This window comes from Micromonospora sp. NPDC007220 (genome assembly GCF_040634035.1).
Taxonomy (GTDB): Bacteria; Actinomycetota; Actinomycetes; order Mycobacteriales; family Micromonosporaceae; genus Micromonospora; species Micromonospora reichwaldensis.
In genome coordinates this window covers 128,751-144,877 of the sequence record NZ_JBEYEU010000008.1, presented here as the reverse complement: position 1 = coordinate 144,877, position 16,127 = coordinate 128,751, and the positions used below count along the sequence as shown (strand labels likewise).

Here is a 16,127-nt window from a genome sequence, read left to right as displayed (position 1 = left end):
TGACCTCGTCGGTCTCGGCCTGATTCGCAACGGGCTAGTATCGCACCCCGAACCCCCACCCGAGCACCATCTGACACAGGAGGATGCCCCATGGCTGGGCCGCACCCAGAGTTCATTCCCCCAGCGCGGCCGATCATCGGCGACGCCGAGATCGAAGCGGCTGTCCGGGTGCTCCGCAGCGGCCGGGTGGTGCAGGGTCCCGAGGTCGCGGCCTTCGAGGAGGAGTTCGGCGAGCTGGTCGCCGGGCGGCACTGCGTCGCGGTGAACTCGGGCACCTCCGCCCTGCAGCTCACCCTCATGGCCCTGGGCTTCGGCCCGGGTGACGAGGTCATCGTGCCGTCGTTCTCCTTCGCGGCCAGCGCGAACGCCGTCCGGCTGGTCGGCGCCGAGCCGGTCTTCGTGGACATCGAGGCGGGCAGCTTCTGCCTCGACCCGGAGGCGGTCGCCGCCGCGGTCACCCCGCGCACCGTGGCGATCATGCCGGTCCACCTCTACGGCCACCCCGCCGCCATGGACCGGATCATGGCGATCGCGGAGCGGCACGGCCTGGCCGTCGTCGAGGACGCCGCCCAGGCGCACGGCGCCGCGCTGCACGGCACCCCGGTCGGCGCGTTCGGCACCGCCGGCTGCTTCAGCTTCTACCCCACCAAGAACATGCACGCCCTGGAGGGCGGCATGGTCAGCACCGGCGACGCCGAGCTGGCCCGCACCCTGCGGCTGCTGCGCAACCAGGGCATGGAGCAGCGGTACGCCAACGAGATCGTCGGCGCGAACATGCGGATGACCGACGTCGCCGCGGCCATCGGCCGGGTCCAGCTGGGCCAGCTCGGCGAGTGGACCGAGCAGCGCCGGGCGAACGCCAAGTTCCTCGACTCGAAGATCACCGGCATGGTCACCCCGCCGGTCGCCGACGCCGCCCGGCACGTCTACCACCAGTACACGGTGCGGGTGCAGGGCGACCGGGACGCCGCCCAGCAGCGCCTGACCGAGCTGGGCATCGGCAACGCCGTCTACTACCCGACCCCGATCCACCGGCTCAAGCCCTACCTGACCGAGGACGGCAAGCCCGGCCCCTGGGACCTGCCGGAGACCGAGCGGGCCGCCGCCGAGGTCGTCTCCCTGCCGGTGCACCCCTCGCTCACCGAGGCCGAGCTGGAGCGCATCGCCGAGGGCGCGAACCTGGCCGGGGGTGCCCGGTGAGCGCCGGCCGCAAGCTGCGCGCCGGCCTGATCGGCCTCGGCGCGATGGGCCGCAACCACGCCCGCATCCTCGCCGGTCTGGACGGCGTCGAGCTGGTCGGCATCGTCGACCCGGCCGGCGACACCACCGGCACGCTGCGGGCGCCGGTCGTGCCCGAGCTCGGCGACCTCCTCGCCCTCGGCGTCGACTACGCGGTGGTGGCCTGCCCGACGGCGCTGCACGAGCAGGTCGGCCTGGAGCTGGCCGCCAACGGCGTCAGCGCCCTGATCGAGAAGCCCCTCGCGCAGAGCGTGGACGCGGCGGTGCGGCTCGTGGAGGCCTTCGAGGCCGCCGGCCTGGTGGCCGGCGTCGGGCACATCGAGCGCTACAACCCCGCCCTGCAGAACCTGCGCACCCGGCTGGAGGCGGGCGAGCTGGGCGAGGTCTACCAGGTCGTCACCCGCCGGCAGGGTCCCTTCCCGCACCGCATCGCCGACGTCGGCGTGGTGATGGACCTGGCCACCCACGACATCGACCTGACCAGCTGGGTGACCGGCCAGGAATACACCTCGGTGTCGGCCCGGACGGTGTCGCGCAGCGGCCGGCTGCACGAGGACATGGTCGCCGTGGTGGGGCAGCTCGCCGACGGCACCATGGTCAACCACCTGGTCAACTGGCTGAGCCCGCTCAAGGAGCGGTCCACGGTGATCACCGGTGACCGGGGCTGCTTCGTCGCCGACACCCTCACCGCCGACCTCACCTTCTACGCCAACGGCGCCATCGACACCGAGTGGGAGGCGCTGCGCGCGTTCCGCGGCGTCGCCGAGGGCGACATGGTGCGCTACGCGATCCCGAAGCGGGAGCCGCTGCTGGTCGAGCACGAGCGCTTCCGTGACGCGGTCGAGGGCAAGGAGAGCGACATCGTGACCCTGCGCCAGGGCCTGCGTACGGTCGAGGTGGCCGGCGCCGTCCTGCGCTCCGCGACCGACGGCAGCACGATCACCGTGGGGGCGGGCACCGCGTCCCCGGCGGGGGACACCGTTCCCACCCGCTGACGATGGGCGACCGCGGTCCGCGTCCGGCGGGCCGCGGTCCGGCACCTCGCACCGCCAGCCCTCCTCCCACCTAAGGACAGCGCATGTCAACGCCCCGCCGAGCGCCGCGGCTCGTCGTACTGGTCGCCAACGGCATCACCGGCGACTCCCGCGTACAGAAGACCGCCATCGCCGCCGCCCGGGACGGGTGGGACGTGGTCCTGGTGGGCCGGAGCAGCCGCAAGAAGGGCGAGCCGGAGCGCTCCGCCATGGGGCCGATCCAGGTCATCCGGGTGCCGGTGCCGCAGACCCTGTCCCGCCGGCCGGCCCGCGAGCACCGGATCCGCCGCACGGTGACGCAGTTCGGCATCCCGGACAAGTCCGCCCTGGCCCGCTACCGCGCCTCGCACCAGGCCTGGCTCCGGACGCAGACGGCGAAGCGCAACCCTCCGCCGCGCGCCTGGCTGCGGGCGCACGAGGCGGTGCACCAGTTCCGGCTGCGGGCCTGGGGCTGGGAACAGTTCCACAGCACCCAGCCGCTGCCGCCGACCGGCGACTGGCGGACCGACTGGCCGACGCTTGTCGACATCGACCTGGCGTTCGGGCCGGTGCTGGAGGAGTTGGAGCCGGACGTCATCCACGCCAACGACATCAACACCATCCCGACGGCGGCGATGAGCGCCGCGCGGCTGCGGGCGCGCGGGCGCGGCTGCGTCTGGCTCTACGACGCCCACGAGTACGTGCGGGGCGTCGCCTGGCCCAAGCCGCAGCAGGCCAGCGGCGTGCGGGCCGCCGAGCGGGAGTTCATCGGCCGGGCCGACGCGGTGGTCACCGTCTCCGAGCAGATCGCGGAGAAGCTCCAGACCGAGTACGGGCTGCCGAAGACCCCGATGGTGGTGGGAAACTCGCCGGTGCGCGACGGCATCCGCAGCGGCGCCGTGACCGCCTCCGTGCGGGAGCGCGCCGGCGTCGCCGAGGGCGTGCCGCTGATGGTGTACGCGGGATGGATCGGCAAGGAACGCGGGCTGGACACCGTCATCGCGGCGCTGCCGCAGTTGCCGGAGCACCACCTGGCCCTGGTCAGCGGCCGGATGACCCCGCTGCTGGAGGACCTGCTCGCCCGCGCCGAGGCGACCGGCACGCGGGACCGGGTGCACGTGGTCCCCTACGTCGCGCCGTACGAGGTCGCCGACTACCTCAGCTCCGCAGACCTCGGCCTGATCCCGTTCCAGCGGACCCCGAACTGCGAGCTGTCCCTGCCGACGAAGGTCTCCGAGTACCTGCACGCCGGCCTTCCCCTGGTCACGAGCGACGTGCAGGTGGTCCGGGCGTTCGTCGAGGGGCACGACATCGGGGAGACCTTCACCTCCGGCGACGTGGCGGGCTTCGTGGAGGCGACGCGGCGGGCCACCGCCCGCCGGGCCGAGCTGGCCGCGCACATCAGCGAGCCGATCCTCGACGAGCTGTCCTGGGAGCGGCAGAGCAGCAAGCTGCTCCAGCTCTACCGGGACCTCTCCGGCGTCGCGCCGGCCGGCCCGCGCGAGGTGCCCTGGACGGTGCAGGAGCGTCCGGTCACCGCACCGTCGACGGGCACGGCCGAGCCGCGGCCCCTGGGCGGCTGGCGCGAGCTCGGTGACACGCCGATCCGCCTCGGCCTCGGCCCGGCCAACTACGCCGGTCAGGCCGCCGCCTTCGCCAGGGCCATCTGCCGGGACAACGCCGACGTGTCGGTGCAGGTGGTGATGAACAAGCTGCCCGGCTCGTTCGACTACCCGGCGGACGTCTACCTCGACTCGCTGCGCCAGCCGGAGCTCGACTTCCAGCTGGAGCAGGTCAACCGGGTGCTGAGCCAGTACACCCACGTGCTGGTGGACGCGTTCATGCCGCTGTTCGGCCAGCTCAACGGCGACAACATCGAGGGTGACCTGCCGGCGTTGCGCAAGGCCGGGATCAAGGTCGCGCTGCTGGCGCACGGCAGCGAGATCCGGCATCCGGACCGGCACCAGCAGCGGCACGAGTTCTCCCTGTTCAGCGACGCGCCCGACGGCATCGCGGCGAAGCTGCGGAAGAAGGCCGAGCGCAACCGGCGGGTGGCCGAGGAGTGCGGGCTGCCGGCCTTCGTGACCACGCCGGACCTGCTCGAGGACCTGCCCTGGGCGACGTGGGCCCCGCTGGTGGTGGACGTCGACGCGTGGGCCTGCGACCGGCCGGTGATGCAGCGGTCCCGCCCGCTGGTGCTGCACGCCCCCTCCAAGCGGTGGACCAAGGGCACCGACCGGATCCTGCCGGCGATGCAGGCCCTGCACGACCGGGGCGTCATCGAGCTGCGGCTGGCCGAGGGGGTCGCCTGGGCGGAGATGCGCGAGCTGGTCCGCGACTGCGACCTGGTGCTCGACCAGTTCACCACCGGCAGCTTCGGCACCTTCGCCGTGGAGGCGATGGCCGCCGGCAAGCCGGTGGTGGCCTACCTCAGCGAGCAGGTCACCAAGACCGTCGGCGGCGACCTGCCGATCGTCAACGCCACCCCGACCGACCTCACCACGGTCGTCGAGTCCCTGCTCGACGACCGGGAGGCGACCGCCAAGATCGGCCTCGCCTCCGCCGAGTACGCCCGCACCTACCACGACGGCACCTGGACGGCCCGCCAGCTCACCTCGTTCCTCGGCTGAGGCCACGCCGGTCCGACGGCCGCCCGTCCCCCGCTGCCTGCGGGAGGCGGGCGGCCGTCGGCGTGGCGGCCCACCTCCGACAGGCGGCGGCCCGGACGATCGCAATCGTCCGGGCCGCCGTCGTCGCTGCCGGCCGACCGCCGGTGGTGTCGGTCAGAAGACCGCCCGCACGTACGGGATCTTCGACGCCAGCATGGAGACGGCGAAGGAGATCACCAGCACGGCCGGGTAGGTCAGCCCGATGACCACCAGCGACCGCCCGGCCTCCACGTCGGGGACGAGCTGCCGGAAGACCTCGAAGACCAGCAGGTGGATCAGGAACACCCCGAACGAGGCGTCGGAGAGGCGGGTCACCAGGCGGCCCACGGCGGGGCGCCAGGTGACCCGGGACCCGATGCTCACCGAGGCCATGAAGATCAGCAGGGTGGCGGCGGCGACCAGGGTGCCGGTCGCCATCACCGGGAAGGTGACCTGGAGCAGGCGGTGCTGGGGCGCCACCCCGAACTGCCAGATCGCCTCGGCCAGCAGCAGGCCGGCGCCGAGCAGGGCGAGCGTCGTCCAGAGCCGGTTGAGCACCACCCGGCGCAGGGCCCAGCCGGCGATGAAGAAGCCGACGTACGGCCACCACCGGTTCCAGCTGGTCAGGATGTTCGGCCGGGAGTCGCCCAGCATCAGGGCGATGCCCGGGATCATGTACGCCACCATGGTCCAGCCCAGCGCCACCCCGGCGGTGACCAGCGCGCGGTGCCGCCCGCCGGCGTGCAGGAACGGCGCGAGGACGGGCGCGAGCACGTAGAGCCCGGCGATCAGCCAGAGGAAGTACAGCGCGGTGAAGACCTTGCCGTCGATCAGCAGCCGGGTGAGCAGGGTGAGGCTCACCTCCTCCCCCCGCATCGCCATCCGCACCACGACCACGTACACCACGTGCCAGACGATCATGGCGGGGAGGATCCGGGCGAACCGCTTGCGGTAGAACGCGGCCGGGCCGGCCCGGTGCGCCCGCGGATCGAGCACGAACGCCCCACTGATCATGATGAACGCGGGCACGGTCCAGATCGCCCCGATGTCGATGGCGGTCGCGACCCACCAGCCGAGGTTGCCGCGTAGGTCGTCCTGGCCGACGATGACGCCGAAGACGTGGATCGCCACCACGCCGCAGATCGCCACGACCCGCAGCGCGTCCAGCCCGTACTCGCGAGGTGGTGGTCCGCCGGCCCGGCCCTCCGGGCCCGCGGTGGCGACGGCGCCGTCCGACCGGTGCGGGGCCGGCGGCGGTGCGGGGTCGGCCCCGACGGCCGGCGCGACGTTGACAGGGTGGGAGGCGGTCACCGGGCCATGCTAGTGCCCCGGGCGGTGGTGTCCGCCGACGCCGCCGCAGCCGTTGGGTCGACCGCCGCGCGACGGCCGTCGACCGCCCCGGCGCACCGGGAGCGTGGCGTCCGGGCGGCTGCCGCTGCCGTACACTCGCCGGGGCCCGACGGGCCCGCACGGACGGAGGAGACACCCATGACCGACGGCGCCGCCGGACCGGCCACCCCCGCCACCCGGGGTCGGGTGGTCATGCTCGTGGACAACGCCGTCGAGGGCGACTCCCGGGTGCAGAAGACCGCCGCCTCGGCCGCCGAGGCCGGCTGGGACGTGGTCCTGCTGGGCCGCTCGGCCACCGGCAAGGTCAAGACCTGGCAGCTCGGCGGGGCCGAGGTCCGGCTGCTGCCGATGACCACCTCGCTCGCCCGGGCGCCGCACGAGTTCCGCCGCCACTGGGTGCGCGGCCCGCTGGCGTACCCGCCCACCGGCATCGCCGCCCGGCGCGAGCAGGAGGTGCGCGCCCGCCGCGCCGACCTGGAGGCGCGGCTCGGTGCGCTGAGCCAGGCCCGGGAGGAGGGGCGATCCTCCGCCGGGCTGACGCTGAGCCGGCAGCTGCTGCGGGGTGAGCTGCTGGCGACGAAGGTGTCGCGCCGCTGGGTGTCGCTGCGTCGACGCCAGCTCAGTCGGGCCCAGGAGGCACGCAAGGACCTGGCCACCCCGGTCGACCAGCTCTACACCAAGTTCTGGCAGACGGTGGCCGGCGACCGCGCCTGGCGCCGGCTCGACCCGGCGCTGTGGGACTTCGAGCTGGCGTACGGGCCGGTGGTCGACAAGCTGCGGCCGGACCTGATCCACGCCAACGACTTCCGCATGCTCGGGGTCGGCGCCCGGGCCAAGCTGCGGGCCGCCGCCAAGGGCCGGCGCGTCGCGCTGGTCTGGGACGCCCACGAGTTCCTGCCCGGCATCCGGCGCTGGAACGACAGCCCCCGGTGGCTGCCGGCCAACACGGCCCACGAGCGGGAGTACGCCCCGTACGCCGACGCGGTGCTCACCGTCTCCGACGGGCTGGCGGACCTGCTGCGCGAGCGGCACCACCTGCCCGAGCAGCCCACCGTCGTGCTCAACACCCCGAGCAGCGCGGACGCGGCGGGCGGCGGCGACGGGGTGCCCGACATCCGCCAGCTCTGCGGGATCGGGCCGGACGTGCCGCTGCTGGTCTACAGCGGTGCCGCCGCGGAACAGCGGGGCCTCGGCATCATGGTCGAGGCGCTCACCGAGCTGCCCGGCGCGCACGTGGCGCTGGTGGTGCCCCGCCCCGCCGCCCCGTACGTGAAGGGGTTGGTGGTGCGGGCGGGTGAGTTGGGGGTGGCTGAGCGGGTGCACGTGTTGTCGTACGTGCCGCATCATCAGGTGGTGCCGTTCTTGTCGGGGGCTTCGGTGGGGGTCATTCCGATTCATCATTGGCCGAATCATGAGATCGCGTTGATCACGAAGTTCTTCGAGTATTCGCATGCGCGGTTGCCGTTGGTGGTCAGTGATGTGCGGACGATGGCGGAGGCGGTGCGGTCGACGGGGCAGGGTGAGGTGTTCCGGGCGGAGGATGTGGGGGACTTCGTGCGGGTGGTGCGGGGTGTGTTGGGGGATCCGGGGCGTTATCGGGAGGCGTACGAGCGTCCGGGTTTGTTGGAGTCGTGGACGTGGGAGGCGCAGGCGCGGGTGCTCGACGGTGTCTACTCCCGACTGCTGCCCGACCACCCGCCCGCTCCGGCGCACCGCCCGGCGGCCGGGTCCGCGCCCGACTCGCCCCGGCAGGTGGGGGTCTGATCGCACGGCCCCGCCCTTGAGCGGCCCCGGCAGGTCGGGGGTCTGACCGCATGCCCGGCCGTCGGCGGCGACGGGGCGCGGTGGGCGGCGATGCGGCCGGAGCGGAGGCACCGTGGAGCGTGTCCCCATGAGTAGGATCGGGCACCGTGACCGCAGCGCATCCCCCGGCGACAGACCTCTCCACCGACGCCGCCGAGGAGCGCGCGCCGGCTGATCCGCCCCGGGAGTCCCGCCGGCGCCGGCCGGACCTCGTCGCCGTGTTCGTCCTTCTCGCCGGCGCGCTCTGGGTGACCGCCCGGGGCTGGCGCGACGTGCACGGCCGGGTGCTTGGCGCGCAGCCGGCGGACCAGGACTTCAACGAGTGGATGCTGGCCCACGCGGCGCACGCGGTGGCCAACCTGGAGAACCCGTTCTTCACGACGTTGCAGAACGCGCCGGACGGCGTGAACCTGATGACCAACGTGGGCATCCAGTTGCCCGGCATCCTGCTCGCGCCGGTCACCCTGCTCGGCGGCGCCTCGCTGTCCTACCTGGTGCTGATGACCCTCAACCTCGCCGGCACCGGCTTCGCCTGGTACTGGGTGCTCTCCCGGCACGTGGTCGGCAACCGCGCGGCGGCGCTGGTCGGCGCCGCCTGCTGCGCCTTCGCGCCGGCCCTCATCTCGCACAGCAACGGTCACCCGCACATCACCGCGCAGTGGCTGGTCCCGCTCATCGTGTGGCGGGTGGCCCGACTCACCCGCGGCGGGCGCCCGCTGCGCGACGGGCTCATCCTCGGCGCGCTGGTCTCCGCGCAGTTCTTCGTCAGCGTCGAGATCCTCTTCATCCTCGCCCTGGCCTGCGTGATGGCGCTGCTGGGCCACGTGCTGTTCCGGCCCCGGGCGGCGCTGGCCGCGGCCCCCCGGGCGCTGGCCGTGCTGGGTGTCGCCGGCGCACTGACCCTGCTGGTGACGGCGTACCCGCTCTGGATGCAGTTCCTCGGCCCGCAGCACCGCAGCGGACACCCCACCGACCCCGACAAGTACGCCCTGCGGCTCGCCTCCTACTTCAGCTACGCGACCGAGTCGCTCGGCGGCGGCCCGCAGGGTGACCGCCGGCTGGCCGCCAACGTGACCGAGGAGGCCAGCTTCTACGGCTGGCCGCTGGTGCTGGTGGCGGTCGCCGCGATGGCCTGGCTGCGCCGGGAGCACCTGGTCCGGGTGCTGGGCTTCACCGCGGTGCTGGCGGCGCTCTTCTCGCTGGGCAACACGATCAACTGGGCGGTCCGCGGGCCCGGGGTCCCCGGGCCGTTCCGGCTGTTGAACGGCCTGCCGGTGGTCGACGCGATGGTGGTGGCCCGCTTCGCCCTGATCACCACGGCCGCCCTCGGGGTGCTCGTGGCGATCGTGGTGGACCGGTTGCTCTCCGGCCGGGTCCCGGCCCGGGTGGGCGTCGTGCCGGTCCGGCCGCTGGTCGCGGTGGCGCTGGCCGTCGCCTTGGTGCCGCTGCTGCCGACCCCGCTGCCGGCCGTGGGTCGCCCGGAGGTGCCCGACTTCGTCACCGCCGGCGGGTGGCGGGACCACGTCGCGCCCGGGCGGACGCTCGTGCCGGTGCCGGTGGAGAACATGACCTCGGTGCGCTGGGGCGCCGCCGCAGGTGCCGGCTTCGCCGTGCCACAGGGCTACTTCCTCGGACCGACCTCGCCCACCGACGACACCGGCCGGTGGGGGGTGGATCCCCGGCCCACCGCGGTCCTGCTGACCCAGGTGGCCACCGGGGAACGCCCGGCGCCGGTCACCGTCACCCCCGCGGAACGCGCGCAGGCGGAGCTGGACGTGCGGCACTGGCGGGCGGACGCCGTGGCGCTGCCCCGGCATCCCCGCGCCGAGGCGCTCCGCGCGGTGCTGGACGCGTGCTTCGGTCCGGGCCGCCGCGTCGACGACGTCTGGCTCTGGGACGTCCGCCCGCTGACCCGCTGACCGTCCGGGCGGTTCCTACTCCGGGGGCTGCTGCCCCGGTCCGACCGCGGTGTCCGGGGCGGGCGCCGGGGCGGGCCGGGCGGGTCTGCCCAGCAGCATGGCGAGGCCGACCACCACCGGCAGCCAGATGACCAGGACCAGCCGGTCCGCCTCGGACTCCTTGGGGTGGGCCACCAGCGTGAGCAGTCCGGTCGCCCCGGCCGTGGCGAAGAGCAGCGCGGCTCGGCCGGGCAGCGCCCGGAACAGGGCGGCGAAGCCGACCAGCAGCAGGGCCAGGAACGGCGAGGCGGCCAGCGGCGCGCCCCCGTTCCACCAGGCGTTGAGCTGGGCGGGCCAGAATTCCCGGTTCAGCTCCACCAGGCGGGGCCACGGGTCGGGCACGTCCGGCCGGGTGAAGTGCACGGTGAACTTGTCCTGGAGCGTCTCCGCCGCGCCGGGGATGTCCAGCGCGGCGCTGAGGCCGAGCCAGACCGCCGTGGCCACGCCGCAGGCGGCGGTGAGCACGACCAGCCCCGGCTCCCAGCCGGCCCGGCGGCGGCGGGCCAGGGTCAGCGCGCCGAGCACCGCCGTCAGCGCGCCCGACAGCAGCAGGCCGGTCGCCGGCCGGGTGACGGTCGAGCCGAGCAGCGCGGCCAGCACCGCGCCGCCGAGCAGCAGCCGGCCGCGCGTCGAGCCGCCCGGCCGCAGCAGGGGTATGGCGGCGCAGAGCGCGGCCAACGCGAACGCCGTCGCGCCGGCCTCGGCCAGCAGCCGGCTCAGCCAGAACCCGGTGGGCAGGAGGAAGAGCAGCGCGGTGGCCGCGAGCGAGCTGACCAGGCCGCCACCGAGTAGCCGGACCGCCAGGGCCGCCAACACGCCGGCCAGCACGGCGAGCGCGGCGGTGGCCAGCACCATTCCCCGCTCCCCGAAGGCCAGCACGAACGGTGCCACGGTCAGCGAGTACCCGGGCCGGGTGGTGAAGATCCGCTGGTAGCGCGGGGGCATGCTGGCGGCCCACTGCCGGGTGCCGGCGACGCAGGAGACACCCGGGCGCGGGCTCGGCATGCCCTGGCGGCAGACCAGCCGGGCGGCGAATCGGTCCGCCTCGGCGGACGGCGTGCCGGTCGCGGTGACCGCCTGCCGGGCGTACCAGTAGGTGTCCGGGTAGGCGTGCTGCGGCGCGGTCTCCCAGCGGCCCACCCACAGCAGGCTGCCGAGCGCGGCGGCGGCGAGCAGGCCGAGCACCAGCCGGAGGCGGGCCCGGCGGGCGTCCGGCGCGGCCACCGGCGCGCCACCGAGGTTTTGGCTACTCGACATCTCGCCCTACTTCCGGCGGAAGGTATCCGGCTGACAGTTTCCTCGCGCGGAGCGCGCATCGACGCGGTCGGCGCCGGGACGGACAGCGGGGAGGGTACGCTCCGGGGCGCGCGGAGGCGAAGTCGACCCGCGCTTTCCCACATCCAGGGTGCGAGGGCGCCGGCCGGCGGTCTCGTACAATCGCTCGGGATCCGGGCCGGGTGACCCGGCCGGACAGCACCGGGCAGAGGCGGAGTAGCAGACGATGGGGCTGAACGGCGGCGCCGGCGCCCGGGGGCGTGTTGTCATGCTGGTCGACAACGGGGTCAACGGTGACTCCCGGGTACAGAAGGCCGCCCGTTCGGCCGCCGACGCCGGCTGGGAGGTCGTCCTGCTCGGCCGCACAGCCGCCGGGCGCGAACAGAGCTGGCACCTCGGCAACGCCGAGGTGCGCCTGCTGCCGATGCCCGAGCCGCTGGCCAAGCGCCGGCATGAGTTCCGCCGTGGCTGGCTGCGCTGGCCGCTGGCGTACCCGCCCACCGGGATCGCCGCGCACCGCAGCCAGGCGATGAAGGCCTGGCGTGCGGACCTGACCTTCCGGCGGGCCGCCCTGACGGTGGCCGCGCGCGCCGGTGGCGCCGGCCGCCCGTCACCCCTGCGGTGGCACGCGCTGCGCGCGGAGGAGTTGGTCGCCGGGGCGACCCGCCGCTGGGTCTCGTTCCGCCACTGGCAGCTCACCCGGTCCCGGCGCGGCCGGAAGAAGCTGGACGGGCCGCTGGACCGGGCGTACACCAGGTTCTGGCAGGCCGTGCAGGGCGACGGCGCCTGGCGGCGGCTGGAGCCGGGGCTGTGGGACTACGAGCTGGCCTACGGCCCGACGGTCGACGAACTGCGGCCGGACCTGATCCACGCCAACGACTTCCGCATGCTCGGGGTGGCCGCCCGGGCCAAGCTGCGGGCCGCCGCCAAGGGCCGGCGGGTCGCGGTCGTCTGGGACGCCCACGAGTACCTCCCCGGCGTGCAGGCGTGGCGCGACAACGTCCGGTGGCTGCCCGGCAACATGGCGCACGAGCGGGAGTTCGTGCCGTACGCGGACGCGGCGACGACCGTCTCCGGCGGGCTGGCCGACCTGTTGCAGCAGGAGCACGGCCTGGCCGAACGGCCGGAGGTCGTGCTCAACGCCCCCTCGCTGGCCGAGCTGCCCGGCCCGGGCGACGAGCCCGCGCCGGACATCCGCCAGCTCTGCGGGATCGGGCCGGACGTGCCGCTGCTGGTCTACAGCGGCGTCGCCGCCGCGCGGCGGGGCCTCGACGTCATGGTCGAGGCGCTGCCGCAACTGCCCGGGGCGCACGCCGCCTTCGTGGTCAACAAGCCCGACTCCGCGTACGTGAAGGGGTTGGTGGTGCGGGCGGGTGAGTTGGGGGTGGCCGAGCGGGTGCACGTGTTGTCGTACGTGCCGCATCATCAGGTGGTGCCGTTCTTGTCGGGGGCTTCGGTGGGGGTCATTCCGATTCATCATTGGCCGAATCATGAGATCGCGTTGATTACGAAGTTCTTCGAGTATTCGCATGCGCGGTTGCCGTTGGTGGTCAGTGATGTGCGGACGATGGCGGAGACGGTGCGGTCGACGGGGCAGGGTGAGGTGTTCCGGGCGGAGGATGTGGGGGACTTCGTGCGGGTGGTGCGTGCGGTGTTGGGGGATCCGGGGCGTTATCGGGAGGCGTACGAGCGTCCGGGTTTGTTGGAGTCGTGGACGTGGGAGGCGCAGGCGCGGGTGCTCGACGGCGTCTACTCCCGACTGCTGCCCGCCGGCCGCGGTGCCGGCGGTGACGACACCACCCCGGGCGCCGAGCCGCCAGCCCTGCGGGTCGGCGCGTGACCACGCCCGACGTGACGGTGGTGACGGCCGTCTACAACACGATGCCGGACCTGACCCGGTGCCTGACCTCCCTGGTGGAGCAGACCATCGGGCTGGACCGGCTGGAGGTCGTCGCGGTCGACGACGGCTCCACCGACGGCAGCGGCGCCGAGCTGGACCGCTTCGCGGCGGCGTACCCGGGCACCGTGAAGGTGCTGCACCAGGCGAACTCGGGCGGCCCCGCCGCCCCCAGCAACCGTGCGCTGGAGCACGCCACCGGCCGCTACGTCCTGTTCATCGGCGCCGACGACCACCTCGGGCCGGAGGCGCTGGCCCGGATGGTCGCCGCGGCCGACGAGTGGGGCTCCGACGTGCTGCTCGGCCGGATGGTCGGGGTCAACGAACGCTACGTCCACCAGGCGATCTTCGAGAGCACCCGGGCCGAGGTGGACCTCTTCGCCTCCGCGCTGCCGTTCGCCCTGTCCAACACCAAGCTGTTCCGGCGCGACCTGATCGAGAAGTACGCGCTGCGCTACCCGGAGGACATGCCGGTCGGCAGCGACCAGCCGTTCACCCTGGAGGCGTGCCTGCGGGCCGGGCGCATCTCGGTGCTCGCCGACTACGACTACTACTACGCGGTCAAGCGGCTCAACGCCGGCAACATCACCTACCGCAGCAACCACCTCGCCCGGCTGCGCGGCGTCGAGCGCGTCGTCGAGGTGGTGGCGGAGCTGATCGAGCCCGGCGAGCGGCGCGACGCGGTGCTGTACCGGCACTTCACCTGGGAGATCGCCAAGCTGCTCCAGGACGACTTCCTGACGCTGGAGCCCGACGTCCAGGAACAGGTCCGCGCGGGCGTGGCCAACCTGGCCCGCAAGCACCTCACGGATCCCATCCGGGACCGGCTGGGCGTCACCGCCCGGGTGCGCATCGGCGCCGCCTGGCTCGGGTCGCTCGCCGACCTGCGGGCGGTGATCAGGCAGGACGTCGAGGAGGGGCTGCCGCCCACGGTGGTGCAGGACGAGCGCTGGTACGCCCTGTACCCTGGCTTCGGCGACCCCCGTTCCGCCCTGTCCGAGGAGTGGTTCGAGGTCAGCCGGTCCGACCCCAAGTGGCTCGCCCGGCTGGAGGCGGTCTCCGCGACCTGGTCCCCCGACCGGGGCGGGGAGAGGACGCTGACGGTCGCCGCGCGCAGCCCCTGGCCGGAGCTCGCCGAGCTCGCCGACGGCGGGCTCACCTTCAAGGTGGGTTCGGCCGCCGGCACGGTCACCGGCCTGACGGAGGACCCGCTGGGGACCACCGTCCGGGTCACGTTCCGGGCCGTCGACCTGCTCGCCGGCCTCCCGCCCGGAGGGCGGACCCGGACCGTCCGGGTCACCGCCGTGGCGGCCGGGGAGAGCGGTTCCACCCCGCTGCGCGGGCCACGTCCGCCGGTCCGGCAGCGGGTGCTCCACCGACACGGCGGACAGCTGTACGTGTTCACCACGACCACGAACCACAAGGGCCACCTGGTGATCGCCGTCTCGCCGGTGACGCTGCGCCGGGTGGTGGCCCGCCTGCGGCGCAGGCTTCCACTAGGAGGAAAGTAGTTCCATGAACATCTGCGTCGTCGCGCTGGGGAAGATCGGTCTGCCGCTCGCCGTGCAGTTCGCCACGAAGGGCCACCGGGTGATCGGTGCCGACGTCTCCGAGCGGGTCGTCGGGCTGGTCAACGACGGGGCGGTGCCCTTCCCGGGCGAGACCGACCTGGACGTCAAGCTCAAGGAGACCGTCGCCGCCGGGCTGCTGACCGCCACCACCGACACCGCCGCCGCGGTCGCCGAGTCCGAGGCGGTCGTGGTGGTCGTGCCGCTCTTCGTGGACGCCGAGGGCGTGCCGGACTTCGGCTGGATGGACGACGCGACCCGCGCCATCGCCGCTGGCCTCAAGCCGGGCACCCTGGTCAGCTACGAGACCACCCTGCCGGTCGGCACCACGCGCAACCGCTGGGCGCCGATGCTCGAGGAGGGCTCGGGGCTGACCGCGGGCAAGGACTTCCACCTGGTCTTCAGCCCCGAGCGGGTGCTCACCGGCCGGGTCTTCGCCGACCTGCGCCGCTACCCGAAGCTGGTCGGCGGCGTCGACGAGGCGTCGGCGGAGCACGGCGTGCGCTTCTACGAGGCGGTGCTGGACTTCGACGAGCGGCCCGACCTGGCGCAGCCCAACGGCGTCTGGGACCTCGGCTCCGCCGAGGCGTCCGAGCTGGCCAAGCTGGCCGAGACGACCTACCGGGACGTCAACATCGGGCTGGCCAACCAGTTCGCCCGGTTCGCCGACACCGTCGGCGTGGACGTCACCAAGGTCATCGCGGCGTGCAACACCCAGCCGTACAGCCACATCCACCAGCCGGGCATCGCGGTCGGCGGGCACTGCATCCCGATCTACCCCCGGATGTACCTGTGGAACGACCCGGCGGCCACCGTCGTCCGCTCCGCCCGCGAGGCCAACGCGGCCATGCCGGAGTACGCGGTGGACCTGCTCGCCGCCGCCTACGGCGACCTGACCGACGTCGGGGTGCTGGTGCTGGGCGCCGCCTACCGGGGCGGCGTCAAGGAGACCGCCTTCTCCGGTGTCTTCCCGACCGTGGACGCGCTGCGGCGGCGCGGTGCCCGGCCGTACGTCTCGGACCCGATGTACACCGCCGAGGAACTCACCGCGCACGGCCTGCCGCCGTACGACGGTGAGCCGCTCGGCGCGGCCGTCGTGCAGGCGGACCACGCGGAGTACCGCACCCTCAGCCCGGCCGACCTGCCCGGCGTGACCGTCCTGGTCGACGGCCGCCGGGTCACCGACGCGGCCCGCTGGGCCGGCGTGCGGCGGGTGGTCATCGGCGGCTGATCCGCCGTCGCGTCACGGGGCCCCGGTCGACAACGGCCGGGGCCCCGTCGCGTCGAGCGGGGTGCCGCCGTGGCCCGCTGGTGGGCTGCGCGACACCCCGGCAATACTCGAAGGACATGCCACGTTAAGGTCGCACCTGCCCGGA

10 protein-coding genes are annotated in these 16,127 nt (G+C 73.9%); 8 read left to right on the top strand and 2 right to left on the bottom strand.

Going from position 1 to position 16,127, the window contains the following annotated elements:
- The first annotated feature begins 90 nt into the window (after window positions 1-90).
- From ABZ573_RS17645 to ABZ573_RS17635, 3 genes are all read left to right on the top strand, one after another.
- On the top strand, window positions 91-1,200 hold the full coding sequence (locus tag ABZ573_RS17645) for a DegT/DnrJ/EryC1/StrS family aminotransferase (protein ID WP_151454984.1): 1,110 nt from the start codon (window positions 91-93) through the stop codon (window positions 1,198-1,200).
- Entirely contained in the window at window positions 1,197-2,234 is a 1,038-nt protein-coding gene (locus ABZ573_RS17640; protein ID WP_151454983.1) for a Gfo/Idh/MocA family oxidoreductase, read from the top strand. Before ABZ573_RS17645 ends, ABZ573_RS17640 begins: the two co-directional genes overlap by 4 nt.
- Before the next feature lie 83 nt (window positions 2,235-2,317).
- A complete protein-coding gene (locus ABZ573_RS17635; RefSeq protein WP_358119066.1) occupies window positions 2,318-4,882 on the top strand; it encodes a glycosyltransferase in 2,565 nt (854 codons plus the stop codon).
- A gap of 153 nt (window positions 4,883-5,035) precedes the next feature.
- Here ABZ573_RS17635 and ABZ573_RS17630 read toward each other — a convergent pair whose 3' ends face one another.
- Window positions 5,036-6,211, bottom strand: coding sequence for an acyltransferase (locus ABZ573_RS17630; RefSeq protein WP_358119064.1), 1,176 nt, complete (start codon window positions 6,209-6,211; stop codon window positions 5,036-5,038).
- Between the two features lie 231 nt (window positions 6,212-6,442).
- On the opposite strand from ABZ573_RS17630, the gene ABZ573_RS17625 reads away from it, so the two are divergent.
- The gene (locus tag ABZ573_RS17625) at window positions 6,443-8,014 is read left to right on the top strand and encodes a glycosyltransferase family 4 protein (protein WP_358119168.1); all 1,572 of its coding nucleotides are present in this window, start codon (window positions 6,443-6,445) and stop codon (window positions 8,012-8,014) included.
- Between the two features lie 146 nt (window positions 8,015-8,160).
- Window positions 8,161-9,972 carry a hypothetical protein gene (locus tag ABZ573_RS17620; protein ID WP_358119062.1) on the top strand — a complete coding sequence of 604 codons (1,812 nt, stop codon included), beginning with the start codon at window positions 8,161-8,163 and terminating at the stop codon, window positions 9,970-9,972.
- A 15-nt stretch (window positions 9,973-9,987) separates the two neighbouring features.
- Here the strand turns inward: ABZ573_RS17620 and ABZ573_RS17615 are convergent, their stop codons facing one another.
- On the bottom strand, window positions 9,988-11,268 hold the full coding sequence (locus tag ABZ573_RS17615; RefSeq protein WP_358119060.1) for a hypothetical protein: 1,281 nt from the start codon (window positions 11,266-11,268) through the stop codon (window positions 9,988-9,990).
- 286 nt (window positions 11,269-11,554) lie between these two features.
- Here ABZ573_RS17615 and ABZ573_RS17610 point away from each other — a divergent pair, with 286 nt between their 5' ends.
- From ABZ573_RS17610 to ABZ573_RS17600, 3 genes are read left to right on the top strand one after another with little or no spacing between them, the layout of a single operon-like run.
- The gene (locus ABZ573_RS17610; RefSeq protein ID WP_358119165.1) at window positions 11,555-13,126 is read left to right on the top strand and encodes a glycosyltransferase family 4 protein; all 1,572 of its coding nucleotides are present in this window, start codon (window positions 11,555-11,557) and stop codon (window positions 13,124-13,126) included.
- On the top strand, window positions 13,123-14,694 hold the full coding sequence (locus ABZ573_RS17605) for a glycosyltransferase family 2 protein (RefSeq protein ID WP_151454368.1): 1,572 nt from the start codon (window positions 13,123-13,125) through the stop codon (window positions 14,692-14,694). The genes ABZ573_RS17610 and ABZ573_RS17605 overlap by 4 nt, the downstream gene beginning before the upstream one ends.
- Window positions 14,695-14,698: 4 nt before the next feature.
- Window positions 14,699-15,982, top strand: coding sequence for a nucleotide sugar dehydrogenase (locus ABZ573_RS17600; RefSeq protein ID WP_151454369.1), 1,284 nt, complete (start codon window positions 14,699-14,701; stop codon window positions 15,980-15,982).
- Window positions 15,983-16,127: the final 145 nt, after the last annotated feature.

Excerpts from the sequence above, each read along its gene's own strand:
- ABZ573_RS17645 (WP_151454984.1), top strand. The coding sequence starts at position 91 with ATGGCTGGGCCGCACCCAGAGTTCATTCCCCCAGCGCGGCCGATCATC.
- ABZ573_RS17615 (WP_358119060.1), bottom strand. The coding sequence starts at position 11,268 with ATGTCGAGTAGCCAAAACCTCGGTGGCGCGCCGGTGGCCGCGCCGGAC.
- ABZ573_RS17635 (WP_358119066.1), top strand. The coding sequence starts at position 2,318 with ATGTCAACGCCCCGCCGAGCGCCGCGGCTCGTCGTACTGGTCGCCAAC.
- ABZ573_RS17610 (WP_358119165.1), top strand. The coding sequence starts at position 11,555 with ATGCTGGTCGACAACGGGGTCAACGGTGACTCCCGGGTACAGAAGGCC.
- ABZ573_RS17625 (WP_358119168.1), top strand. The coding sequence starts at position 6,443 with ATGCTCGTGGACAACGCCGTCGAGGGCGACTCCCGGGTGCAGAAGACC.
- ABZ573_RS17600 (WP_151454369.1), top strand. The coding sequence starts at position 14,699 with ATGAACATCTGCGTCGTCGCGCTGGGGAAGATCGGTCTGCCGCTCGCC.